This window comes from Rhizobium sp. BK008, assembly GCF_014197345.1.
Classification (GTDB): Bacteria; Pseudomonadota; Alphaproteobacteria; order Rhizobiales; family Rhizobiaceae; genus Rhizobium; species Rhizobium anhuiense.
This window is the reverse complement of record NZ_JACIFK010000008.1, coordinates 188,439-214,138: the sequence shown is the minus strand read 5'-3', so window position 1 is coordinate 214,138 and position 25,700 is coordinate 188,439. Positions and strand designations below refer to the sequence as shown.

The 25,700-nt window shown below is 62.7% G+C and carries 16 protein-coding genes; 5 read left to right on the top strand and 11 right to left on the bottom strand.

Features of this window, described 5'->3' with window-relative positions; translation table 11 throughout:
* Positions 1-3: 3 nt before the first annotated feature.
* The 11 genes from glgA to FHT69_RS26980 form a co-directional block, all read right to left on the bottom strand.
* A complete protein-coding gene (gene glgA / locus FHT69_RS27030; protein WP_063475318.1) occupies positions 4-1,446 on the bottom strand; it encodes a glycogen synthase GlgA in 1,443 nt (480 codons plus the stop codon).
* A 3-nt stretch (positions 1,447-1,449) separates the two neighbouring features.
* A complete protein-coding gene (gene glgC / locus FHT69_RS27025; protein WP_028756864.1) occupies positions 1,450-2,712 on the bottom strand; it encodes a glucose-1-phosphate adenylyltransferase in 1,263 nt (420 codons plus the stop codon).
* Between the two features lie 19 nt (positions 2,713-2,731).
* On the bottom strand, positions 2,732-4,939 hold the full coding sequence (gene glgB, locus FHT69_RS27020) for a 1,4-alpha-glucan branching protein GlgB (RefSeq protein ID WP_183906198.1): 2,208 nt from the start codon (positions 4,937-4,939) through the stop codon (positions 2,732-2,734).
* The gene (locus FHT69_RS27015) at positions 4,936-7,398 is read right to left on the bottom strand and encodes a glycogen/starch/alpha-glucan phosphorylase (protein ID WP_183906197.1); all 2,463 of its coding nucleotides are present in this window, start codon (positions 7,396-7,398) and stop codon (positions 4,936-4,938) included. Before FHT69_RS27015 ends, glgB begins: the two co-directional genes overlap by 4 nt.
* A 275-nt stretch (positions 7,399-7,673) precedes the next feature.
* The gene (locus tag FHT69_RS27010) at positions 7,674-8,894 is read right to left on the bottom strand and encodes a TadE/TadG family type IV pilus assembly protein (RefSeq protein WP_063475321.1); all 1,221 of its coding nucleotides are present in this window, start codon (positions 8,892-8,894) and stop codon (positions 7,674-7,676) included.
* 115 nt (positions 8,895-9,009) lie between these two features.
* Positions 9,010-9,888, bottom strand: a complete 879-nt coding sequence (locus tag FHT69_RS27005) for a transglutaminase domain-containing protein (protein ID WP_063475322.1) — start codon at positions 9,886-9,888, stop codon at positions 9,010-9,012.
* Positions 9,889-9,893: 5 nt separating this feature from the next.
* On the bottom strand, positions 9,894-12,308 hold the full coding sequence (locus FHT69_RS27000) for a circularly permuted type 2 ATP-grasp protein (RefSeq protein WP_047616384.1): 2,415 nt from the start codon (positions 12,306-12,308) through the stop codon (positions 9,894-9,896).
* A gap of 39 nt (positions 12,309-12,347) precedes the next feature.
* Entirely contained in the window at positions 12,348-15,674 is a 3,327-nt protein-coding gene (locus FHT69_RS26995) for a DUF2126 domain-containing protein (protein WP_183906196.1), read from the bottom strand.
* 112 nt (positions 15,675-15,786) lie between these two features.
* Positions 15,787-17,169, bottom strand: a complete 1,383-nt coding sequence (locus tag FHT69_RS26990; RefSeq protein ID WP_063475324.1) for a sensor histidine kinase — start codon at positions 17,167-17,169, stop codon at positions 15,787-15,789.
* On the bottom strand, positions 17,166-17,843 hold the full coding sequence (locus FHT69_RS26985; protein ID WP_025570656.1) for a response regulator transcription factor: 678 nt from the start codon (positions 17,841-17,843) through the stop codon (positions 17,166-17,168). Before FHT69_RS26985 ends, FHT69_RS26990 begins: the two co-directional genes overlap by 4 nt.
* A 193-nt stretch (positions 17,844-18,036) precedes the next feature.
* Positions 18,037-19,905 (bottom strand): adenylate/guanylate cyclase domain-containing protein, encoded by a 1,869-nt coding sequence (locus FHT69_RS26980; protein WP_183845185.1) that lies wholly within the window; start codon positions 19,903-19,905, stop codon positions 18,037-18,039.
* A gap of 427 nt (positions 19,906-20,332) precedes the next feature.
* Between FHT69_RS26980 and FHT69_RS26975 the strand changes: the two genes are divergently transcribed.
* The 5 genes from FHT69_RS26975 to FHT69_RS26955 all read left to right on the top strand — a co-directional run bounded on the left by FHT69_RS26975 (position 20,333) and on the right by FHT69_RS26955 (position 25,635).
* A complete protein-coding gene (locus FHT69_RS26975; protein ID WP_183906195.1) occupies positions 20,333-21,202 on the top strand; it encodes an ornithine carbamoyltransferase in 870 nt (289 codons plus the stop codon).
* Positions 21,203-21,264: 62 nt separating this feature from the next.
* Positions 21,265-22,311, top strand: coding sequence for an ABC transporter substrate-binding protein (locus FHT69_RS26970; RefSeq protein ID WP_029868252.1), 1,047 nt, complete (start codon positions 21,265-21,267; stop codon positions 22,309-22,311).
* A 286-nt stretch (positions 22,312-22,597) separates the two neighbouring features.
* Complete coding sequence (locus FHT69_RS26965) at positions 22,598-23,542, top strand: Bug family tripartite tricarboxylate transporter substrate binding protein (RefSeq protein ID WP_025570433.1); 945 nt, start codon at positions 22,598-22,600, stop codon at positions 23,540-23,542.
* Positions 23,539-24,030 (top strand): tripartite tricarboxylate transporter TctB family protein, encoded by a 492-nt coding sequence (locus FHT69_RS26960; protein ID WP_183906194.1) that lies wholly within the window; start codon positions 23,539-23,541, stop codon positions 24,028-24,030. The genes FHT69_RS26965 and FHT69_RS26960 overlap by 4 nt, the downstream gene beginning before the upstream one ends.
* Positions 24,031-24,117: 87 nt before the next feature.
* Positions 24,118-25,635 carry a tripartite tricarboxylate transporter permease gene (locus FHT69_RS26955; protein WP_025570437.1) on the top strand — a complete coding sequence of 506 codons (1,518 nt, stop codon included), beginning with the start codon at positions 24,118-24,120 and terminating at the stop codon, positions 25,633-25,635.
* Positions 25,636-25,700: the final 65 nt, after the last annotated feature.

Here is a 25,700-nt window from a genome sequence, read left to right as displayed (position 1 = left end):
AGGTCACATGCCTTTCGAGACGAGGCTTGAATAGAGGGCAGCGTAGCGTTCGGCGCTCTTCTCCCAGGAGACATCCGATTTCATGCCCTGCTTTTGCAATTGGGTCCAGAGTTTTCGGTCCTGGTAAAAATGCATCGCACGGCGGATTGCCTGTAGCATGCCTGTTTCTGTCACGGGGGCAAATTGTATGCCGGTTGCGACTTTCGCTGCAAGTGCGGCGTGATTGGCGTCGATCACCGTGTCATTCAATCCGCCGGTGCGGGCGACGATCGGCACGCAGCCGTAACGCAGCCCGTAAAGCTGGGTCAGGCCGCAGGGTTCGAAGCGCGAGGGGATGATGATCGCATCGCAGCCGGCCTGCATCAGGTGCGACATCGGCTCGTTATAACCGATCGAGACGCCGATGCGGCCGGGATGGCGGCTGGCGGAGGCGAGCAGCGCGCCTTCAAGCGCCGCTTCACCGGAGCCGAGCACGACGAGCTTGCCGCCCATGGCGACGATCTCATCGGCGACGTTGGCGACGATATCCATGCCCTTCTGCCAAGTGAGACGGCTGATGACGCAGAAGATCGGGGCGTCGTCATTGTCGAGATGGAAGAATTCGGCGATCGAGCGACGGTTCTCCTCGCGGTTCTTGAGCGTCGTCGGGCCGTAATGGGTGTGGACGACGGGATCGGTCGCCGGGTTCCAGACATCGGTGTCGATGCCGTTGACGATGCCGTGCAGATTGTCGATGCGGCTGGCGATGACGCCCTCGAGCCCCATGCCGAATTCCGAGGTCAGGATCTCATCGGCATAGGTCGGGCTGACCGTCGTGATCGCATGAGCGGTTTTGAGGCCGCCCTTGAGGAAGCCGACAGTGCCGTAATATTCGATGCTTTCGGTGGCAAAGGCATGGGCGGGCAGGCGCAGGCCGGGAAAGATCTCGGAACCGAACTGGCCCTGGAAGGCGATATTGTGGATGGTCAGCACGCTCGGCAGTTCCGGCGTCGGGTAATAGCGCATATAGACCGACGTCAGCGCCGCCTGCCAGTCGTGGGTGTGGACGAGATCCGGCCGCCACCCGGGCATCAGGCCGGCGGCAATCTCGGAGGCGGCAAGCGACAGAGCGGCAAACCGGCGCCAGTTGTCCGGATAGTCCTTGCCGAGCGGATCGAGATAGGGGCCGCCCGGCCTGTCGTAATAGGCCGGCGCATCGAGGATGAGCAGATCGAGGCCTTCGTGCTCAACCTCGAGCACCGTCGCCCGCTCGCCGAGCAGGTCGGCGAATTCGAGCCTGGCGACCGGGTTGCGAATGACCTTCATGACGGCGGGATAGCCGGGCAGAAGGGTCTTGGTCTCGACCCCGAAGGCTTTGAGAGTAATCGGCAGGGCGCCTGACACATCGGCCAGGCCCCCTGTCTTGATCAAAGGGAAGACTTCGGACGAAACCGAAAGAACTTTCATAAGTCAGATATCCAGCTTGTCGATCATCGGTTGCGTGATCAGGCAGATGCCGCTTTCCGTCCGCCGGAAACGCTTGGCGTCGAGCTCGGGATCCTCGCCGACAACCAAGCCTTCCGGAATGACGACACCATGGTCGATCACCACATTCTTGAGCTGCGCGCGCCGTCCGATCTTTACGTTCGGCAGGATGACGGCGCCTTCCATCTTGGAGAAGGAGTTGGCCCTGACACCGGTAAAGAGCAGGCTGTTGTTCAGGCTGGCGCCGGAGATGATGCAGTCGCCCGATACGACGGAGGAGGTGGCCGAGCCGCGGCGATCCTCGTCGTCATGGACGAATTTCGCCGGCGGCGTGATTTCGGCGTAGGTCCAGATCGGCCAGGACTTGTCGTAGATGTCGAGCTCCGGAACGATCGCCGTCAGGTCGATATTGGCCTGCCAATAGGCGTCGATCGTGCCGACGTCGCGCCAGTAAGGCTCGTGCTCGAAATCGGACCGGACGCAGGACTTGGCGAAGCGGTGGGCGACCGCCTTACCGTTCTTGACGATATAGGGGATGATGTCCTTGCCGAAGTCGCGGCTCGAGTTCGGATCGGCGGCGTCGCGGCGCAGCGCATCGAGCAGGAACTTGGTGTGGAAGACGTAGATGCCCATCGAGGCGAGGGCGAAATCCGGCTTGTCGGGAATGGGCGGAGGATCGGCCGGCTTCTCGACGAAGGCGATGATCTCGTCCTTCGCGTTGACGTGCATGACACCGAAGCCGGTCGCTTCCATGCGCGGCACTTCCAGGCAGCCAATGGTGACGTCGGCGCCGGAATCGACGTGCTGCTGCAGCATCCATTCATAGTCCATCTTGTAGACGTGGTCGCCGGCAAGCACGACCATGTATTCGACGCCGTAATCCTGGATGATGTCGATGTTCTGATAGACGGCGTCGGCGGTGCCCTCGTACCATTGCGTCTCGGAGACGCGCTGGCTGGCGGGCAGGATGTCGAAGCTCTCGTTGCGCTCGGGGCGGAAGAAGTTCCAGCCACGCTGCATGTGGCGGATCAGCGAATGCGCCTTGTATTGCGTGGCGACGCCGATGCGGCGGATACCGGAATTCAGGGCGTTCGACAGGGCGAAATCGATGATGCGAGCCTTGCCGCCGAAATAGACGGCCGGCTTGGCACGCCGGTCGGTGAGTTCCTTGAGACGGCTTCCCCTACCGCCCGCCAGAACATAAGCCATTGCATCGCGGGCAAGTGGCTGAACGCGTTTTTCTACCATTTTCTCCTCCCACCAGTCACTAATTTTCAGGTTCAAGCATGATTGTCGCCAAGGGCGGCAAGGTGATCGAGCAGGTGATGTTGCCGCCGGCATCGACGGCCTGCACGCGCCCGCCATTGCCCTTGCCGCTGCCGCCGTAGATGTCGGCATCGGTGTTCAGGATTTCCCGCCAGCGGCCTGCGGACGGCAGGCGGATCGAGTAGTTCTCGCGGTAGACAGGGGTGAAATTGGTGATGACGGCGACCGGCTTCTGGCCCGGCGCCTTGCGCAGCCAGGCAAAGACGGAATTCTGATGGTCGTCGGCGACCAGCCATTCGAAGCCTTCGCCTTCGCAGTCACGCTCATGCAGAGCCGGCTTGCTGCGATAGGTGAAATTGAGGTCGCGCACCAGGCGCCGCATGCCCTCGTGCATACGATACTGAAGCAGGTTCCAGTCGAGCGACTTCTCCTCGCTCCACTCGCTCCACTGGGCGAATTCCTGGCCCATGAACAAGAGCTTCTTGCCGGGATAGCCCCACATATAGGCGTAGTAGGCGCGCAGATTGGCGAATTTCTGCCAGTCGTCGCCCGGCATCTTGGCGATCAGCGAACCTTTTCCATGGACGACCTCGTCATGCGAGAGCGGCAGGACGAAATTTTCCGAATAGGCGTAGAGCAGGCCGAAGGTCAGCTCGTTGTGATGGTGCCCGCGGTAGATGGGATCCCGGCTCATGTAGCTCAGCGTGTCATGCATGAAGCCCATGTTCCACTTGAAGCCGAAGCCCAGGCCGCCTTCATGTACGGGCTGCGAGACCTTCGGCCAGGAGGTCGATTCCTCGGCGATGGTCATGACGTTGGGATGCTGGCCGTAGATGCGGATGTTGAGATCCTGCAGAAAGCGGACCGCCTCGAGGTTCTCGTTGCCGCCATATTCGTTGGGGATCCATTCGCCGTGTTTGCGCGAATAATCGAGATAGAGCATCGAGGCGACGGCATCGACGCGCAGGCCGTCGAGATGGAATTTTTCGGCCCAGTAAAGCGCATTGTTGACGAGATAGGAAACGACCTCGGTGCGGCCGAAATTGTAGATCGCCGTGCTCCAGTCGGGATGGAAGCCCTTGCGCGGGTCTTCGTGCTCGTAGAGTGCGGTACCGTCGAACCAGCCGAGGCCGTGTTCGTCGGTCGGGAAATGCGCCGGCACCCAGTCGAGGATGACGCCGATGCCGACCTTGTGGCAGCCGTTGACGAAACGGGCGAAACCTTCCGGTTCGCCGAAACGAGCGGTCGGCGCGTAGAGGCCGGTCGTCTGGTAACCCCAGGAGGGGTCATAGGGGTGCTCGGTGATCGGCAGGAACTCGATATGGGTGAAGCCCATATCGGCGCAATAGGGGATGAGGCTGGAGGCGAGCTCGTCCCAGGACAGCATCGTGCCGTCCTGCCGGCGCTGCCAGGAGGCGGCATGCACCTCGTAGATCGAGATCGGCTGGCGGCGCTTGTCGGTTTCGCGCCAGTGCTTCAGATGGGCTTCGTCTTCCCACTCCTGCTCCAGCTCGGCGGCGGTGATGGAGGCGGTTTTCGGCCGGAGCTCGCTGCGGCGAGCGAAGGGATCGGCCTTCAGCGGCAGCAATACGCCGTCCTGGCCGCGGATCTCGAACTTGTAGGCAACGCCGATCGGGACGTCGGGGGCGAATATTTCCCAGATGCCGCTATCGGAACGGAAGCGCATGACGTGGCGACGGCCGTCCCAATTGTTGAAATCACCGACGACGGAGACGCGCTGCGCATTCGGGGCCCAGACGGCGAAATGGATACCCTGGGCGCCATCATGCTTGATGAGATGGGCGCCCATCTTGTCGAACAGGCGCAGGTGCGAGCCCTGGCGGGCAAAATAATCGTCCATCGGCCCGAGCACCGGACCGAAACTGTAAGGATCGGTGACAGCCCATTCGGCATCGCCGCGCCGGGCGCGATAGCGCACCGGCTGGAGTTTCGTAAGGGAAACCGGGCCGGCGAAGACGCCGTCGGCATGGAGCTGTTTCAACTCGCCGATGACGCTGCCATCGAGCGTCATGGCGGTCACTTCCTCGGCGCCCGGGATGAAACACCGGGCGACGAAAACGTCGCCGGCCTGGTGCACACCGAGGACGGCAAAGGGATTGGAATGCGAGCCGGCAAGGATCGCCGCGATTTCATCTGCCGAAATTTCCCAGGAGAGCTTTACTTCAGGGACGGTTTTCGGCGTTTTCATCCGGCTCTCCAGATTTCGTCTGCATATTGCCTGATCGTACGGTCGGAAGAAAACCAGCCCATCCGCGCCGTATTGTTGATCGTCTTTGTGTACCAGGCGGACTGGTTGGTCCAGATCTCGTCGACTTCGCGCTGGGCCTGGGCATAGGCGTCGAAATCGGCAGCGACCATGAACCAGTCGTGCGAATAGATGCCGTCGATCAGCGCCGTGTAACGGTTGCGGTCATCGGGCGAGAAGACACCGGAGCCGATGGCGGCGAGCGCCTGGGCGAGCTCGCGCGATCCCTCGATGATGGCACGCGGATTGTGGCCGTCGCTGCGGACCTTCGACACCTCGTCGGCCTTGAGGCCGAAGATGACGATGTTGTCCTCGCCGACATTGTCGCGCATCTCGACATTGGCGCCATCGAGCGTGCCGATCGTCAGTGCGCCGTTGAGGCCGAACTTCATGTTGCCGGTGCCGGATGCTTCCATGCCGGCGGTCGAGATCTGCTCGGACAGGTCGGCGGCCGGAACCATGACTTCGGCGAGCGAAACATTGTAGTTCGGTACGAAGACGACCTTCAGCAGACCGCGGACCGACGGGTCGTTGTTGATCGTGCGGGCGACGTCGTTGATCAGCTTGATAATCAGCTTGGCATTGTAATAACTCGGCGCCGCCTTGCCGGCGAAGAGTTTGACGCGCGGCACCCAATCCAGCTCCGGATGCGAGCGGATCTGGTCGTAGAGCGCGACGGCCTCGATGATGTTCAGCAGCTGGCGCTTGTATTCGTGGATGCGCTTGATCTGGATGTCGAACATCGCCGAGGGATCAAGCTTCACGCCCATGCGGCTGGCGACGAGATTGGAGAGCGCCACCTTGTTGGCCCGCTTCACCGCGGCGAACTTCTGCTGGAAGGTCGGGTCGGAGGCGAACTTGTCGAGCGGCGTCAGCTTCTCGGCATCGTCAAGGAATTCGTCGCCGATCGCCTCGCGGATCAGGCCGGTGAGACCGGGATTGCATTGCTGCAGCCAGCGGCGCGGCGTGATGCCATTGGTCTTGTTGTTGATGCGATCGGGATAGAGCTTGTGCAGGTCGGCGAAGACCGTGACCTTCATGAGGTCGGTGTGCAGTGCCGAGACGCCGTTGATCGAGTGCGAGCCGACGAAGGCGAGGTTGCCCATGCGCACGCGGCGGTCGCCGCTTTCATCGATCAGCGAGATCGAGCGGATTTCCCCATCGGTGAAATTCTTGCCCTTGCGCGCGTCGATCAGGATCTTGGCATTGATCGCATAGATGATCTGCATGTGGCGCGGCAGCAGACGCTCGAACAGCGGCACCGACCAGCTTTCCAGCGCTTCGGGCAGAAGTGTGTGGTTGGTGTAGGAGAAGGTATGGCGGGTGATTTCCCAGGCTTGGTCGAAATCCATTCCGTGGACGTCACAGAGCAGGCGCATGAGTTCGGCGACCGAGACGGCGGGATGGGTGTCGTTCAGCTGGATTGCCACCTTGTCCGGCAGCGAGGTGAAATCGTCATATTGCTGCAGATGGCGGCGCAGGATGTCCTGCAGCGAGGCTGACGAGAAGAAGAATTCCTGGCGCAGGCGCAGTTCCTGACCGGCCGGGGTGGCGTCGGCGGGATAGAGAACCCGGGTCAGGCTTTCGGCCTTGTTGCTTTCACGCAGCGCTCCGATGTGGTCGCCGGCGTTGAAGGCATCGAGCAGGATCGGATCGATCGGCTGCGCCGACCAGAGGCGCAGCGTGTTGACGCGCTTGCCGCGCCAGCCGACGGCCGGCGTGTCGAAGGCGGCGGCGATGACGCGCTCGGCCGGTTTCCAGACGTAGCGCGGCTGGTCGTCATGGGTGGTGATGAATTCGACGGCGCCGCCGAAGCCGATTTCATAGGAGCTTTCGCGGCGCTCGAACTCCCAGGGATTGCCGTGGGCGAGCCAGTTTTCCGGCAGTTCCACCTGCCAGCCGTCGGCCATCTGCTGGCGAAACAGGCCGTGGACATAGCGGATGCCGTAACCATAGGCGGGCACGTCGACGGTTGCCATGCTTTCCATGAAACAGGCCGCCAGACGACCGAGGCCGCCGTTGCCGAGTGCGGCATCCGGCTCCAGCCCGGCGATGACGTTGACGTCGACGCCGAGCGAGGCGAGGGCATCGCGCACCTCCTCCATCAGGCCGAGGTTCGAGACGGCGTCGCGCATCAGGCGGCCGATCAGGAATTCGAGGGAGAGATAATAGACGCGCTTGGCGCCGGTCGCATAAACCTCGCGGGTGGAGGCCATCCACCGATCGATGATGCGGTCGCGGACCACCAGGATCGTCGCCGTCAGCCAGTCATGCGGCTTTGCCACCTTGGCGTCCTTGCCGATGCGGTAGGTCAGGCGTTCGATGATTTCTTCGGCGAGAATTTCCGGCCTTGAACTGCGGGGAGCGGGAGAGGGGATAACCGGCTTGGAAACGGTATTCATGGTCAGATCTCGCCAATTTTAATTTGGTTTCAGGATGTTATGCCTGATTTAATCGATTTGTCGCCTGTGCTCCGACAGTTTATGCATCGTTAGGAAGCACTTGCAACAAAGGATTTGGACAAACGAAAAATTTGCGAAACCTTCATATTCACGGGGCTTGAGGGTATTGATTTCAATCGCTTTTCCCGATCAGATGGGTTGGACGAGAATAACGAAAAGCCGCGCCGGTTTGTTCCGGAGCGGCTTTTCCTTTGCCCTTTTTCGTAGCGGTATGCTCAGTTCGTCAGACGTGTCAGCTGAGCGGAGGCTTTCGCACCGATCGCCTGAAAGGCCGCAAGGAGGTCTTCCATTTTTTCAGCCTGGAAATAATGGGAGTCGTCGGAGGCGCAATAATGCAACAGCGCCTGTCCGCCTGCGGGTGCCATAAAGGCAATCGTATAGATTTCGATGCCTTTAGATTTCGCGTCGTCGCATGTCTTCTTCGTCGCGGTGTCGTAGGAACGGCCGCCGCCGCTATCATTGTTATTGTCGCCGTCGGTCATAAAGACGATGTACTTCTTGGGCACTTGCCCGGTCTTCTGCCGGTGGGCGGCGTCTTCGGCGTCATTGCCCGCGGCGTTCTTGGCGGTGAGAGACGTGTAAGCCGTGTTCACTGCGCCGCTGGAATTCGTGCCACCTCCCGACTGAAGCGCGTTGACATAGCTCGTGACAGCGGCAGTTCCCCAGGCGAGGCTGCTGGCGGGGTATTCAACAATATCATAGGATACCGCGCCTGTGCGCACATATTCGGCATTGGGATCCGCGCTATCGAGCTGACCAAAGAGTTTGTCGGCGGCGAGCTTCAGCGCTTCTATCTTTGTGTAATAACGCGTACGCGTGCCGGTGCAGGTGTCGTAGATTGTCTTACCGTTTTTGTTGGGGTGAGGGTTGCATTTGTAGGTGTACGATTCCGTCGTGAGGGTCGCGGTATCCTCTCCCATCGACCCCGACTTATCGAGTGCGAGGAACATAGAGATCGAGCCCTGGGTCTGTGAGTGACCACCGACCGTCGTGCCTGACGTCGAGAGATGCTGCGTGCTGAAGCCGACCGCCTGCATCAGCGGGTTGACCGTGAGGTCGTAACTCGGTGAAACCGTCACCTGATAGGATGTCGACTTGCCCGATGTCGTCGTCTGGACACTGACGCTCGTCGTGTTCTTGATATCGGTGCCGCTCTGCAGGTAATTCGCCATTTGCCCGGCAACGAAATTCTGCGCAAAGGCCTCGGCCTGCGACGTTTGGATCGTGCCGTTCGCCAGGGCGGTGGCGGTCGCGAGCGCCGCCGAATCAGCGGCCTCCTGCAACTGCTGCTTCGAGAGCAGCATATCGCCCACCTGGATCGCCATGCCGGCTGCTCCGAAAAGGACGGGCAGCAGGATAGCCGTCATCATACCGAAATTACCGCCACGGTCGCTCAACATGCGACGCAGGCAGGGATGCAAAAAGGAGGTGCTCATCATGTTCACCCAACTGGAAACCCTGTGAGGTGATATTAGGCACGTCTCTCCTTTCCGCGGGCCTTACGGCGTCAATAGAATTTTAACGAATCGGCGGATTTTTCCAGTTTTGGGATTATTTCAGCGGGATGACGTCGACCGCCTGGACAGCGCGCTGGCCGCCATAGCTTTTCAGCACGCCGATGACGGGAACGACGTCGGAATAGTCCCGGCCATAGGCGACGACGATGTGGTCCATGCCAGCGGGGATGTTGTTGGTCGGGTCGAGTTCGATCCAGCCGATCGTCTCGCCGCACCAGATCCGCACCCAGGCATGCATGGCGTCGGCCCCTTCCAGCCGCTCCTTGCCGGGTGGCGGGATGGTGCGCAGGAAGCCGGAGACGTAGCCGGCCGGAATGCCGAGGCTTCGAAGCGCCAGGATCATGATGTGGGTGAAATCCTGGCAGACGCCGCGCTTCAATCGGAACGCCTCGAGCGGTGTCGTGTCCACCGTCGTCGCATCGGGATCATAGGTGAAATCCTTGTTGATGCGGGCACAGAGCGCATGGGCGATCTGCATGGCTGTCAGCGTCGGCAGGGCACAGCCTCGCGCATAGTCGCTGATTTCGCGTGCCTGGGTGAGGCGCGGGCTGTCGCCAAGGAAGTGGTGCGGCGAATCCGGTGCCAACGACCAGATGCCTGATATCTCCTCCGGCAGGTCGGCAAGCAGCGGCGAGAAATCGGCGGCGATCGGCTGGCTTTCCACCTGCACGCGGGCCTGCATGCGAATGTCGAGTGTTTCGTGCGGCGCACGCAGCATGAAGGAGGTGGCGGGATGATGGAAGAAATCGACGAAATGCGCCTGCTCATCCGGCGTCGGCGAGACGGTGATCGAGCCGGCGACCAGGCGCTGGCGGTTGGTCAGCGACAGCGGCATCAGCCGCATGACGTGGCGGGCGCCGGAGGCCGGCACGTCGTAGCTGTAACCCATGCGGAGAGTGAGATCGTAGAGCATTGATGTCACCCGAGATAGGTCTGGGCGAGCAGATCGGAAAGCTGTTCCAGTTCGCGTTCGAGCCGTTGATAGACCTCGACACCCATGCCCTCCGGGGTCATCACCGCCAGGCCGGAATGGAGCCGCATCGCTTCGCGGTAGAAGGGTGACATCTGGCCGTTGATCAGGGCATTGGGCAACTGCTCGACCTCGTGGTGGATCTCGTTCACCTGGAAGAGGACCGAGCGCGGGTTGAGGGGGTCGAGCGCCAAGAGGTCGGTGACCGTCAGCCGCGCCGTGTTGACGTTGTAGCGGCGGCGGTGGGTCATGACGCTGTCGCCGATCTCGAGCAGCATGTCGAGGGCGCCGTCCGGCGCTTCCGGGCCGGACATGTGGCCGAGCAGGCGCGTCATGTGCAGGCCGCGCTCGATATAGCGGCCGAGCGAGAGGAAGCGCCAGCCGGTGAAGCGGTACATGTTCTCGTGCACAAGGCCGGCGAAGCCCGCGAGCTTGCGCAGAAGGATCGTCATCGCATGGCTGGCGTCATCGCCGGCAGAGACGGTGACGTGAAAGCGGCGGGCGGTCTTGGCGAGGTCGTTGAGGGCCAGCCAGCCGTCCGGCGAGAAACGGTCGCGGATGTTGCTTGCCGAATAAACGGCGCTGTCGATGTTGCGCAGGAGCGTTTCCGGCACGGGTTCGGCGGTATCGATATCGACGGCCGTCAGATATTCGGAGACATCGGCTAGCAGCGGCTGGCTTGGATCGGCGGCTTCGGCGAAACGTGCATGCCAGGCGCGCAGGATGCGCAGCGCCCCTTCGGCGCGTTCGATGTAACGGCCGAGCCAGAACAGATTGTCGGCCGCCCGGCTCGGCAAGCTGCCCGGCATGTTGCGGGTGAAGCTGCCCTCGGCCGGCAGCAGCGTGTGGCGTTCGACCGGCTTGTCGCTGACGATCCAGACGTCGGCGGCCGCGCCGCCCGACTGCATGGCGATCGCCGCGACATCGGCGCCGGAGCCGATACGGGCAAAACCGCCGGGCATGATCTGCCAGCCGTTTGCCGTGCGGGCGGCGAAAACGCGCAGCGACATCGGCCGCGGCACGAGCTTGCCGTCCACCCAGGCGGGCGTGGTCGAGAGCGTGACGACTTCCTGGCCGACCAGTTTCGGGCCGTCCGAACTCAGCCAGTCGGTGATGGAATCCTTGGCCGTCGCACGCAGCGACGAGCCGAGCACGGATTCGCCGTTGTCGTCGAAGAAGGGTGCCCGGGAATAGGCCGGGCCGATCACCATCTTCTCGATGTTTTTTGCGACGTGCTCGCGCTCTTCCTTCTGGCCGCACCACCAGGTGGCGATCGAGGGGAGGTGCAGATCCTCGCCCAGCAGGCGGCGACAGATGGTCGGCATGAAGGCCAGAAGCGCCCGGGTTTCGAGAACCCCGGTGCCGAGCGCATTGACGATGGTGACGCTTTCGGCGCGCAGCGCTTCCACGAGGCCGGGCGTGCCGATATGCGAATTCTGGTTCAACTCCAGCGGGTCGGCAAAGGCCGAATCGAGACGGCGCCAGAGCACGCCGATCGGCTTCAGGCCGGCGACGGTGCGCACCATGACGCGGCCCTTGACGACGGTGAGGTCCTCGCCCTCGAGCAGCATGAAGCCGAGGTAGCGTGCGATGTAGGCGTGCTCGTAATAGGTCTCGTTGGCGGGGCCGGGCGTCAGCACGGCGATGCGGTCGTCGCCCGAATGTTTCATGCCCTGCAGCGCGTCGCGGAAGGCGCCGAAGAAGGAGGCGAGGCGGTGGACCGGCGTTTCGGCGTAGATATCCGAGAAGGCCCGGGTCGTCGCAACGCGGCTTTCCAGCGCGAAGCCGGCGCCTGACGGCGCCTGCGTCCTGTCGGCCAGCACCCACCAGTTGCCGTCAGGTCCGCGGCCGATCTCGAAGGCGCAGAAATGCAGATAGTGGCCGGAACCCGGCCGGATGCCGGCGAGCGGTCGCTGGAATTCGGGATTGGCGGCGATCAGTGCCGGCGGCAGGACGCCTTCCTCCACCAGCCGGTTGTCGCCGTAGATATCGGCAACGATCGCCTCCAGCAGGTCGGCGCGCTGGACGAGGCCCGCCGACAGCGTCTGCCATTCGCGCTCATCGATCAGCACGGGGATGTGCGAAATCGGCCAGGCGCGTTCGCCGGTGCCCTTGCTGCCATAGGCGCGGTAGAAGACGCCGGCATCGCGCAGGTAGCGGTCGGCGCGGGCGAAGCGCTCGGCGAGATCCTTTTCCGGCATTGCGCTCAGATGCGAGAGGAAACGCTGCCAGACGGGGCGGACCACGCCTTTGTTGTCGACCATCTCGTCAGCGGTACCAGGAAGCGGCGCATAGTCGAAGGCCGCATCCTTGATGCGGTCCTCTGCCTCTCCCCTGCGTTCCACTGCCGGCCTCTTACCCATCAAAACCCAAGCCCTAAACCCCCGGCCCTCACCTCAGCCTTAAATTCCGGCGGGCCGCCGCAGATCCAGCGTCAGCGGGAATTCAAGCGAACCCGTCTCGGCGCGCGGGATATAGCCGCCCGCCGTATGTCCCCACGGCTCGAAGCGGGCGAGCCGCCTTGCTTCCGCCTCGTTGCCGTTGACCGGGAAGGTGTCATAGGTCCGGCCGCCCGGATGGGCAACATGATAGATGCAGCCGCCGATCGAACGCTTCGACCATGTATCATAAATGTCAAAAGTCAAAGGTGTGTTGATCGGCAGGACGGGATGCAGGCCGGAGGCAGGCTGCCACGCCTTGTAACGGACGCCGGCGACCGACACGCCCGACGTGCCGGTTGGTGTCAGCGGCAGGGTGCGGCCATTGCAGGTGACGGTATAGCGCGCCGTATTGCTGGTTTCGAGCCGCACCTGAAGGCGTTCGACAGAGCTGTCGACGTAGCGCACGGTGCCGCCCGGCGCGCCTTCCTCACCCATGACGTGCCAGGGCTCCAGCGCCTGGCGCAGTTCCAGCTTCGAGCCCTCATATTCGACTTCGCCGCAGAAGGGGAAGCGGAATTCAAGCTGGGCCTTGAACCATTCCGGGCTGACGTCGAAGCCGTTTTCGCGAAGGTCGGCCAGCACGTCGAGGAAATCGGTCCAGACGAAATGCGGCAGCATGAAACGGTCGTGCAGGGTCGTGCCCCAGCGGACGAATTTGCCGTCGACGGGATTGACCCAGAAGCGGGCGATCAGTGCCCGCACCAGCAATTGCTGGGCAAGCGACATGCGGGCATTCGGCGGCATCTCGAAGCCGCGGAACTCGATGAGGCCGAGCCGTCCGGTCGGGCCGTCGGGCGAGAACAGCTTGTCGATGCAGATCTCGGCGCGATGGGTGTTGCCGGTGACGTCGGTCAACAGGTTGCGGAAGAGGCGATCGACGAGCCAGGGCAACGGCTGCTGGCCGCGGCCGGGGGCAGCGATCTGCGCCATGGCGATCTCCAGCTCGTAGAGGCTGTCGTGACGGGCCTCGTCGATGCGCGGCGCCTGGCTGGTCGGCCCGATGAACATGCCGGAGAAGAGGTAGGAGAGCGAGGGATGGCGCTGCCAGTGGAGGACGACGCTCTTCAAGAGATCGGGACGGCGCAGGAAGGGACTATTGTTCGGATTGGCGCTGCCGACGACGACGTGGTTGCCGCCGCCGGTGCCGGTGTGGCGGCCGTCGATCATGAACTTGTCGGCGCCGAGACGGGTGGCGCGCGCCTCTTCGTAGATCGCCGTGGTGATATCGACGCACTCCTTCCAGTTCGATGCCGGATGGATGTTGACCTCGATGACGCCGGGATCCGGGGCGACGCGGATGACGTTGATGCGCTCATCCTGCGGCGGCGGATAACCTTCGATATGGACGGGAAGCTTGAGTTCGGCGGCGGCGTTTTCGGCAGCGGCAATCAGCTCGAGATAGTCTTCGATGCGTTCGACCGGCGGCATGAAGACGCAGAGCCTGCCGTCGCGCGGCTCGACCGACATGGCGGTGCGCACGGCGCCGCCGATTTCACCGAGCGTCTGTTCGATGCGGCCGCGATTGCTCTCGTCGGCGTGGAAGGAGGCTTCCGGCATGGCGCGACCGGCCGGCACGAAAACATCGGGCAGCGGTTCGCGCGGGATGGTCGGATCGGCGGGGTGGATATAGGGATAACGCGCCGGGGGAACATAGGGCAGCGTGCCGAGCGGCAGGCGGTAACCGATCGGGCTGTCACCCGGAACGAGGAAGATCTTGCCGCGGCGAGTGCGCCATTTCTCGCTGATCCAGACGCGTGTTTCGGCCGCCCTGGCGTTCCATGCCTGAACCGGAAGGAGGTAACCTGTGGGGACGGTGAGGCCACGGGCAAAGACGCGAGCGATGCGGTTGCGCTCCTCGGGATCTTTCAGTTTCGAATTCGCGGGATCGACATTGTCGGGAAGATTGCCTTCCTTGATAATCCAGTCGGCAGTATCCTCATAGGCCGGCTGCACCATGTCAGGCTTGATCGCCAGTTCCTTGGCGATCGCCGTCAGGAGCTTTTCGGCATCCTCGGCCGCAACACCGGTATCCTTGCCTTCGGCGGCGACCAGATCGAGGTTCTGCCAGATCGGCTTGCCGTCGCGGCGCCAGTACAGCGAGAAGGTCCAGCGCGGCAGACTTTCGCCCGGATACCATTTGCCCTGGCCGTAATGCAGGAAGCCGCCGGGGGCGAAGCGTTCGTGCAGCCGGCGGATCAGGCTGTCGGCCTTTTCGCGCTTGGTCGGGCCGACGGCGGCGGTGTTCCATTCCTCGGACTGGAAGTCGTCGATGGAAACGAAGGTCGGCTCACCGCCCATCGTCAGATGCACGTCCTCGGCTTCGAGGACGCGATCGACCTTCTCGCCGAGTTCGTTGAGCTCGTCCCAGCTTTCATCGGAGAAGGGCTTGGTGATGCGCGGATGTTCGGCAACGCGTGAGACCTTCATGTCGAAGGCGAACTCGGTTTCGGCCTCGCCGAAATAACCGCCGGAGATCGGAGCGGCGTTGCGGTAATGCGGCGTGGCGGCAAGCGGGATATGGCTTTCGCCGGTCAAGAGGCCGGAGGTCGGATCGAGGCCGACCCAGCCGGCGCCGGGCAGATAGACTTCCGCCCAGGCATGCAGGTCGGTGAAATCGACTTCGGTGCCGGAGGGCCCGTCGAGCGCCTTCAGGTCCGGTGTCAGCTGAATGAGATAACCGGAAACGAAGCGGGCGGCCAGGCCGAGATGGCGAAGGATCTGCACGAGCAGCCAGCTGGTGTCGCGGCAGGAGCCTTTGGCGCTTTCCAGCGTCTCCTCCGGCGTCTGCACGCCGGTTTCCATGCGGATGACATAGCCGATCTGCCGCTGCAGACGGGCATTCAGGCCGACGATCATATCGACCGTCGGCTGACCGGGCGACCAGTCGAGCGTCGGCAGCAGCGCCTTCAGGCGCGGGCCGGCCGGCTCCGGCGTCATGTAGATCGACAGATCCTCCTGGATCGTTTCCGGATATCCGAAGGGCCACTTGGTCGCCTCTTCCTCGACGAAGAAGTCGAAGGGATTATAAACCGTCATGTCGGCGACGAGATCGACCTCGATCTTGAACTCCGTCACCGGATCCGGAAAGACGTAGCGGGCAAGGTAATTGCCGTAGGGATCCTGCTGCAGGTTCACGAAATGGTTGGAGGGCGTGATCTTCAGCGAGTGGCTGAGCACCCGTGTCTTCGAATGCGAGGCAGGTTTCAGCCGGATGATCTGTGGGCCGAGGCGGACCGGCTTGTCATAGGTGTAATGCGTCAGATGATAGATGCTGGCTTTGATCGACATATTTCTCTTTTTATCCGGCTCGCATCGTCGTGCGGCTTGCTGTTCCCGAAAATCAGTGTGTGCAATGCAGCGAAAGAAAGCAAGGTGGAAAGGTCAAACGAGCCGAAGGCTTTTACGCTGCCTTGGCGAAGGTGACGGCCGCCTTCAGGCCCTTGCCGTCCGTACCCGGCTCCAGCGTCAGGTCGGCATTGAAAAGATTGGCGATTTCTTCGACGATCGGCAGGCCGAGGCCGGCGCCGGGCGCGCCGGAATCATGGCCGCGCGAAAAACGCTGGCGTACCGCCTCCAGCTTCTCGCGCGGAATGCCGGGGCCATTATCCTCGACTTCGAGGCGGATCGTCTCTGACGCAGCGATAATGCGGACGGTGACCTCAGCCCCGTTGCCGGCATAGGCGATGGCATTGCCGGCGAGGTTGCGCAGCATTTCGCCGATCAGCAGCGGCTCGGCGCGGATCATCGCCGGGCTCTCGCCCTCGAAGCCGAGATCGATGCCGGCGACGGCCGCCGTCGGGATCTGCTCGCCGGTGATTTCCTGGGCGATTGCGGCAAGATCGATGGCGGAGGCGGTCAGCGCTTCCTTGGCTGTGGCGGCGTCGATCTTGGCCATCAGGAGCAACTGGGCGAGGATGCGCTCGGCATGCGCCACCGCCTGATCGCCCTTCAGCGCCGCCGCCTGCGCCTCATCCAGCGAGCCGGCGCGGGCGGAAAGAGCAAGCTGGGTGCGGATGATCGCCAGCGGTGTGCGCAGCTGATGGCTGGCATTGCCGGTGAAATGGCGCAGTGCATCGAGCGCCGATTGCAGCCGGACCATGAAGGAATTGACCGTATCGACCAGCGGCTCGACCTCGCTCGGCACAGTCTGCTTGATCGGATGCAGGTCATCGGGGCTGCGTTCGCCGATGGCGTCGCCGAGCTTATAGAGCGGGCGGAGCGCCACCGTGACCGAAATCCAGACGATGACGGCCGCGCCCGCAATCATGAAGGCGAGGCGCAATGCCGAGCGGACGAGGATTGCCCGCGCCAGCTGGCGGCGGGCGATGGTGGTTTCGGCGACCGTTACCACGAAGGGCACGGAGCGGATGCCCGTCGAGGCTGAGCGTTCGAGTGTGGCGACACGGATCGGCTCGCCGCGGAAGGTGTCGTCGGCGAAGGCGGCAGCATTGGGCGGCGTCTTCTTCAGGACCGGCAACGACTGGTAGCCAGTGATGAATTGGCCCGGCGGGCCGTCGACGCGATAGAAGACGCGATCCTGCGCGGCAGAGGTCAGCATTTCAAGCGCGACATAGGGGATATCGACCTGCAGCGTGCCGTCCTCGGCGACGACGACGCGTTCGGCGATCGCCAGCGCCGAACCGGCGAGCACGCGGTCGGAGACGATGTTCGAGGTCTGGACCGCCTCGCGATAGGTATCGGCAAGCGCCAGCGTGCCGATCACGGCGGTGGAGACGAGCAGCCAGAAGAGCAGCCGGCGCCGGAGGGAATAGGCGGCTTTCATGAGGCCTCGGGCAGCTTGTCGAGATAATAGCCGATGCCGCGGGCCGTCTTGACGGTCAGGCCGTGCGGCGAGAGACGCTTTCTCAAGCGGCTGACATATTGCTCGATGGCGTTTGCGGAAATGTCGTCGTCGAAGGCCGTCAGCGACTGGATGATCGCTTCCTTGGCGACGACCTTGCCGGCCCGCATGAAGAGGATTTCGAGCAGGCCGAGCTCGCGGGCGGGAATATCGAGGGGTGCGGCGCCTGATGAAAAGGTGCGGGAATTGAGATCGAAAGAAATGCCGCCGAAACCGACGGTCGCCGAACGCAGCCCCGCCTGGCGGCGCAGCAATACCCGCACACGCGCCTCGAATTCGGCGATGTCGAAGGGTTTGATCAGGTAATCGTCAGCGCCGAGGTCGAGGCCCTTCACCCTTTCTTCCGGCGTGCCGCGCGCCGTCAGGATGAGGACGGCAGCCTGGTTCTGGCGGGCGCGCATGGCACGCAGCACGTCGAGCCCGTCCATCTCGGGCAGGTTGAGGTCGAGAATCACCAGATCGAAATTTTCCGCAGCAATGACCGCATTGGCGGATGCGCCGTCATGGACGACATCGACGGCGTGGCCTGTGCCGCGCAAGATCGCCGACAGGCCGTCGGCCAGCGCGATATTGTCTTCGGTGAGCAGGATGCGCACGAATGTCCCCCTGTTTTTCAAAGGAGATTACAGAGGTGGCGGAGCGATGTCACAGCGATTTTGCAGCTTACAGCGCAGCGGGTCCTTCAGACGCGCAAAATACGCTGTGGCACTTTAATCCTCGCATCGAGCTTTGCGAAAATCGATTCCGATTTCCGGCCGATGCGCCACCGAATGCCGGGAAAGACTGGCGTCAGCTCCCGGTCATTTCGATTCGTTCGCGCTGCGTCATTGCGGCGTTGAGGAGTTTCCGGAAGCGGGGATCGTCGCGGATGTTGTCGAGATCAGAATCATTGTCGAACCATTTGATATGGTAGACGGAGCTGTTCGGCAGCAGCTTCTCGAGAAGGTCGATCGCCTGGTCGGCGTCGCCGAGGACGGAATAGACGCAGGCGAGATTATACTGGGCGACGATGTCGTCGGGATCGATGGCAATCGCGCGGGCCGCCCAGTCGCGGGCTCTCGTCACATCGCCCATATGGGCAAGCGCCAGCGCGCCACGATGGGCGGGGCCGGAATTTTCCGGATTGAGGTTCAGCGCGCGTTCGGCGCGCAGCAGGCCGAGGCGCGCCCAGTTTTCCGTGTCCAGCACACGGCCGAGCGAGCGGTAGGCGGACATCAGGTGGATCGGCGAAACATAGTCGTCAGGGCGGATCTCGGCGGCGCGGGTGAAGTATTGAACCGATTCGGCAAAGTTGCCGTGCATGAAGAAGAACCGGGCGTAGTGGAAATTCGCCTCGAAGAGGTTGGGGTCGAGCGCCAATGCACGTTCGAAGGCCGCCGCCGCCCTGTCGTCATAGCCGCTCTGATGCAAGGCGAGACCATGGGAGGCGTGAGCCTCGGGAAGGTCGGGATCAAGTTCCAGGGCGCGGGCGCTCATCTCGAGAATGCGCCTCAGCGGCACGTCGTCTGGTGCCCAATCACGGATCGCCGCATCGCAATCGGCGATGCCGGCATAGGCGCGGGCATAGTCCGGGTCGAGCTCGACCGCCTTGCAGAACATCCGCCTTGCAAGCTGCAGATAGGATTTGGTCCAGGTGTGGGAGAGCTGGCGGCCTCTGAGGTAATAGGTATAGGCCTCGACATTGGCGGTCGGCTCATTGGCGATCGCTTTCTTCTCTTCCGGCAGCAGACGCACCTTCAACTGGCCGACGATCGCGTGAGTGATCTCGTCCTGAATGGCGAAGATGTCGGTCAGGTCGCGGTCGTAACGCTCGGCCCAGAGATGGTCGCCATTGGCGGTGTCGATCAGCTGACCGGAGATGCGCACGCGATTGCCGAAGATGCGCACGCTTCCCTCGAGCACGTAGCGCACGCCGAGTTCCTGGGCGAGCCGCTTCACTTTTACCGATATGCCCTTGTAGGTGAAGATGGTGTTGCGCGGCACGACGTGCAGGCTGGAGATCTTGGAGAGATCGGTGATGATGTCTTCGGTGATGCCGTCGGAGAAATAGTCCTGGTCGGCATCGCCGCTCATATTGGTGAAGGGCAGCACCGCAATGAAGCAGGTGTTGCGGTTCTGCGCGACCAATTTCGCCGAGGAGGGCGGCGCCAAGCTGACAGTATAGACCTGAACGGGCTGCCTGATGTTCTTCAGCGTATGTTCGCCGATGAACTCGAAGCCAAGATTGAGGCGCGAGCCGACCTGATCGCGCACCGAGGCGGACACGGCGATGCCGCCCGGCGCTGCGATACGTTCGAGCCTGGCGGCGAGATTGACGCCATCGCCGAATATGTCGCCGTTCTCGACGACGACGTCGCCGAGATTGATGCCGATGCGGAATTCGACGCGCTCGTCCTTGGGCACGCTCTCGTTGCGGGCCGCCATGCTGCGCTGGATCTCGGCGGCGCAGGCGACCGCATTCACCACGCTCTGGAATTCGGCAAGGATGCCGTCGCCGGTGAGTTTGACGATCCGGCCCTTGTAGTCGGCAATACGAATATCGACCAGTTCGCAGCGATGGCGGTTCAGCGCCTGCAACGTGCCGGATTCATCGATGCCCATCAGTCGGCTGTAGCCGACGACATCCGCAGCGAGAATAGCGCTCAGTCGTCGTTCCATGACCCCTCCCAGGATCTTCCCAGTTTAGTCTAGCTTTTTATAGAGTTTTTGTTGCGCGGAGTCGTCCCCCGAATAAGAAATTCGGGCGGCTTCGACGTTTTGACGCGGCAGCGCGACCATATAAGGTCGCCGATCTTCATCAATACTCTGAACGGGTGAAGGATGGCGTTCGGCGCTAATCCTTTGTGATGAAAAGGTAATTCTAATCGAAGAAATTCGGGTTTATTTCATCGGTCGATACTTCGGGGGCGGCACTATAAAAGTGGCCGTCGAGCGGTTTGGGGCTTGAAGCGGAGCCAGGGGTTGGGCCGGAAGACAATTGCGAGGGGTATCCGCCGTATGATTGTGATTCGCGGCTGTTTCGGTGGTTGCGATGAGGCCGGCGCCGGCTATTGTGGCGATGTTTCATGCGCGGCGGAGATTTTGGATGACAGGTTCGGCCCGGAATTTTCTGGAGTTTCACGATATTCCGGAGGCCGGGCTCCGATCGATTGTCGCTCGCGCTGGCGAACTCGCCAAAAGCTGGGATGAGCGCACCGTGCCGCAGAGCCTTGCGGGCAAACGTGTCGCGCTGATTGCCGACGATAGTGGCTGGCGTAATACCACTGCCTTTGATCTCGGCATTCAGGCAATGGGCGGTATCTGCGCGCATGTGCCGATCGGTTTCGATGTTAGGGAGGAGACCGGCGACCTTGCTGGTTATCTCGGCAACTGGTTCGATATGCTGGTGATCCGCACCAAGGCGCTTGCGACATTGAAGGTGACGGCGGCAGTCTCGCCGGTGCCTGTCATCAATGCGCGCACAGGCTCCAACCACCCTTGCGAGACGCTCGGTGACCTTGCCTATATTAGGAGCCGGCGCGGCTCGATCGACGGGTTGAAGGTCGTTGGCGTGGCGGCGGACGCAAATATCCTCCGCTCCTGGGCCGAAGCCTCGATTGCGCTGCCGATAGAGGTTGTGCAGGTCTACCCCAAATGCTGGCACATCCGTGACGCTGCACTGCTCAACGGGCGTTTCCGTGTGAGCGCCGATATGGGCGAGCTATCGGACGCCGACGTCGTCATCACCGATTCATGGCCGGGCGATGCCGACTCGGAGGCGCTCGCCGGCTACCGGATCGGCGCCGACCTGCTCGATCGTTTGTCGGAGGATGCGATCTTCCTGCCGTGCCCGCCGGTCAGGCGTGGCCAGGAGGTGACGGCCGAAGCGATGGAGCATCCGCTCTGCCAGAGCCACATCGCCAAAGCCTTTCTGCTGCACGCGCAGAATGCGCTGATGGAGTGGGTCGCCGCCTAGTCGGCGGCCTTGCTCCTCCCGGCGCGCTCAGGCATTGTTGCGGCATGAGGAGAGTTTTCATTTTGCTGCTGGCCTTCTGGCCGGGCTTCGCGCTCGCCGATCAGGCCTTCTATCCGGCGAAGTCGGGTCAGGCCGATGCGGCGGTGCTGACGGTTTACTCCTCGCTCGACGAGCCGCTGGCGCGGCCGATGATCCGCGGTTTCCAGGATGCCAATCCCGACGTTGCGGTCAAATACGAGGATATGCTGACCGGCGACATCTACGACCGGATCGTCAAGGAGACGGATGCAGGCGAGAAGACGGCGGATTTCGCCTTTTCCTCGGCGATGGATCTGCAGGTGAAGCTTTCCAACGACGGATATGCGCAGGTCAGCAACCTGCCGATGAGTGCAGCATGGCCGAAATGGGCGAACTGGCGCAACACCGCCTATGCGCTCACCTTCGAGCCGGCGGTGTTCGTCTATCACAAGCCGAGCTTTGTACATGAGCCGGTGCCGAGTTCGCGGGCGGAATTCGTCGACTATCTGAAACGCAAGGGCAACAAGGTCTATGGCCGGATCAGCACCTACGATATCGAACGCTCCGGGGTCGGCTTTCTGTTCATGGCGCGCGACCAGGAGCAATTCGGCGACATCTGGTCGGTGATCGGGGCGATGGGGGCTGCCGGCGTCAAGCTCTATTCGACGAGCTCGGCAATCCTCGAGCGCGTCGCCGACGGGCGCTTCGTGCTCGGCTACAACATTCTCGGCTCCTATGCAGCGGACTGGGCCTCGCGCTATCCCGATGTCGGCATCGTTCTGCCGAAGGATTACACGGTGGTGATGTCGCGGATCGGGCTGGTGCCGCAGGCGGCCGCCGAGCCGGAGCTCGGGCGGCGGTATCTCGCCTTCTTCATGTCGAAGGCGGGTCAGACGATCATGGCGCGGGAGCTGCAGATCCCGGCCGTCAGTCCTGAGGTGGCGGGGGAGAATACCGCCAATACGCTGCAGGAGCTGCTGGGCGCCCAGCTTCGGCCGGTGCCGGTCAGCCCCGGGCTGATGGTCTATCTCGACCAGGTGAAGCGGGCACGGCTCATCGCGCATTGGAATGAGGTCTTGCGCGCGCAGTGAAGGTGTTCCGCTTCCAGCTGCTTCGTCCTTTGAAGCTGGAAATCGGACTGCCGTCCGCCAATTACGGCAAAAAAGTGTCCGCTGCTGCTGGATATCTTGCCGATGTCAGCTAAATGACAGCTTGTTGTGGTGCCTTTGGCTACTTCTTCTCCGTGGAGGCGGAGAGCTGAAGCCTTGGGAGGTATTCCGCTCGTCATTCAGGACACTTGTGTCCGCTGATCAGCCATCCTCCCGATTCCCTGGAGAATAACGGGCGGTTTGCTCAGCCGCCGACGGAGGACACATCGTGAAGCATACGTTCATCGCAACCCTTTTTGCAGCTGCTATCGCGCTGCCGGCCTATGCGGCCGACTACACCATCATCGCGCCGGCCGCACCCGGCGGCGGCTGGGACCAGACGGCTCGTTCGCTGCAGACCGCGCTGCAGCAGGAGAAGATCTCCGGCAACGTGCAGGTCCAGAACGTTCCGGGCGCCGGCGGCACCATCGGCCTCGCGCAGTTCAGCAGCCAGGCTGCAGGCAACCCGAATTCGCTGATCGTCGGCGGCTATGTGATGGTCGGCGCGATCCTCACCAACAAGTCGCCGGTGACGCTCAAGGACGTTACGCCGATTGCCCGGCTGACCGGCGAGTACGAAGCCGTCGTCGTTCCCGCCGCATCCGAGATCAAGACCATGGCCGATCTGGTTGCGGCGCTGAAGAAGGATCCGGGTTCGGTTTCCTGGGGCGGCGGTTCGGCCGGCGGTACCGATCACATCACCGTCGGCCTGATCGCTAAGGCGTCCGGCGTTGATCCGACCAAGATCAACTATGTCGCCTTCTCCGGCGGCGGTGAAGCACTCGCCGCCATTCTCGGCGGCCAGGTCACGGCCGGCGTCTCGAGCTACAGCGAGTTCCAATCGCAAGTGAAATCCGGCACGCTCCGCCTTCTCGCCGTTTCCAGCGACAAGCGTATCGACGGCGTCGATGCCCCGACGCTGAAGGAAGCCGGCACCGACGTCACCATCCAGAACTGGCGCATGGTTGCGGCTGCCCCCGGCCTGTCGGCTGAACAGGTCGCCGCCGTCACCGCCGATTTCGAGAAGCTGCATAGCTCGGCCACCTGGCAGGAAACCCTGAAGACCAAGGGCTGGGCCGACACCTATCTGTCCGGCGACGCCTTCAAGGCGCAGCTCGAAAAGGACGTCTCCGCCACCGAAGGCATTCTCAAAGAGATCGGACTTGTTCAATGAGCGAGGATAACACCTCCTCGGCAACCGAGCGCCGCCCTGATTGGGTGGCGTTCATCATTGCCGTTTTCCTCTTCGTCGTCGCCGGCGTGATGGCCTGGGATGCCTCGCATCTGAAAACGATCGCGCAATACGACCGCATCGGCCCGGCAACGGTGCCTGAAGTGGTGGCGTTCGGGCTCTTCTGTCTTGGGGTCTGGACCGTCGCCGAAGCCTGGCGCGGCGAGTTTCCGGAACGCGACCGGCAGGAAGTGGCGCCGGTCATCTGGATCGTCGCCGGTCTTGCCGCCCAGATGCTGCTTCTGCGCACCGCCGGCTTCTCGATTGCCACCGGTGTGCTGTTCGCACTGACGGCGCGCGGCTTCGGCAAGCGCAAGCTCTGGATCTCGCTGCCGTTCGGCATCGTTTTCAGCTTCGTCGTCTGGGCGATCTTCTCGCAGTTGCTGCAGCTGACGCTGCCGGCCGGCCCGCTCGAACATCTGTTCTTCTGACCGCGCCAGGCGCTGTCAGCTCTTTTGATTTTGCGCGGCGCCTGACCCCGAAACCGCAGGGTCGGGAATGCCGCTTGGGACACCAAGATGAGCACATTCGAATTTCTATGGCAGGGTATCCTGGTTGCGATGCAGCCGATGAACCTGGTTTATGCGCTGGTCGGCGTCACCCTCGGCACCGCCGTCGGCGTGCTTCCCGGTATCGGCCCGGCCCTTACCGTGGCGCTGCTGTTGCCCGCCACCTACAAGCTCGATCCCGGCGGTTCGCTGATCATGTTCGCCGGCATCTACTACGGCGGCATGTATGGCGGCTCGACGACCTCCATCCTGCTCAACACGCCGGGGGAAAGCGCCTCGATCGTCACCGCGCTCGAGGGCAACAAGATGGCGCGCGCCGGCCGCGGCGGACCGGCGCTGGCGACGGCGGCGATCGGCTCCTTCGTCGCCGGCCTGCTCGCCACGCTCGGGCTTGCCTTCATCGCGCCCTATATCGTCAAGCTGGCGCTGGTCTTCGGACCACGCGAATATTTCGCGCTGATGGTGCTTGCCTTCGTCACCGTCTCCTCGGCCTTCGGCGATTCGGCATTGAGGGGTCTGACCTCGCTGTTCATCGGTTTTGCGCTTGCCATGGTCGGCATCGACCAGCAGACGGGCCAGGCACGGCTTTCCTTCGGCATCCCCGACCTGCTCGACGGAGTCGAGGTCACGACGCTGGCGGTGGCCATGTTTGCCATCGGAGAGACGCTCTACATCGCCGCGCAGGGCAACCGGATCGCGGAGAAGGTCGAGGCGGTCAAGGGTTCGCTCTGGATGAACGCGCAGGATTGGTCGCGCTCGTGGAAGCCGTGGCTGCGCGGCACGCTGATCGGGTTCCCGATCGGTGCGATGCCGGCGGGCGGCGCCGAAATCGGCACCTTCCTCTCCTATGCCACTGAAAAGCGGCTGGCAAAGAACCCGGAAGAGTTCGGCCATGGCGCAATCGAAGGCGTGGCCGGTCCCGAGGCGGCGAACAACGCCTCGGCCGCCGGTACGCTGGTGCCGCTTCTGACGCTCGGCCTGCCGACGACGGCGACGGCGGCGATCATGCTTGCCGGCTTCCAGCAATACGGGCTGCAGCCCGGACCGCTGCTGTTTGCCACCAATCCGCAACTCGTCTGGGGCCTGATCGCCAGCCTGCTCATCGCCAATGCGATGCTCCTGGTGCTGAACCTGCCGATGATCGGGCTCTGGGTGCGGCTGCTGACCATTCCGAAACCGTGGCTCTACGCCGGCATCCTGCTGTTTGCAACGCTTGGGACGATCGGCGCCAATCCGTCGGTGTTCGAGCTCGGCATGCTGCTCGCCTTCGGCTTGCTCGGCTATGTGATGCGGCTCTTCGGCTATCCGATTGCGCCTGCCGTCGTCGGCCTGATCCTCGGGCCGCTGGCCGAACAGCAGCTGCGCCGTGCGCTGGCGATCAGCCAGGGCGACGTCACGACGCTGGTGATGTCGCCGATCGCGGCCGGTCTGCTCATCGTTGCGGCGGCCGCCTTCCTCATCCCGCTGATCCTGCGGCTGCGCGGCAGGGGCCAGGTGCTGTCGCAACTGGCGGCAAACGAAGACTAGCGCATCGGCCCGAAAATCGGAATCGATTTTCGGAAAACACGATGCGGGGATTGAAAGTGTTAGAG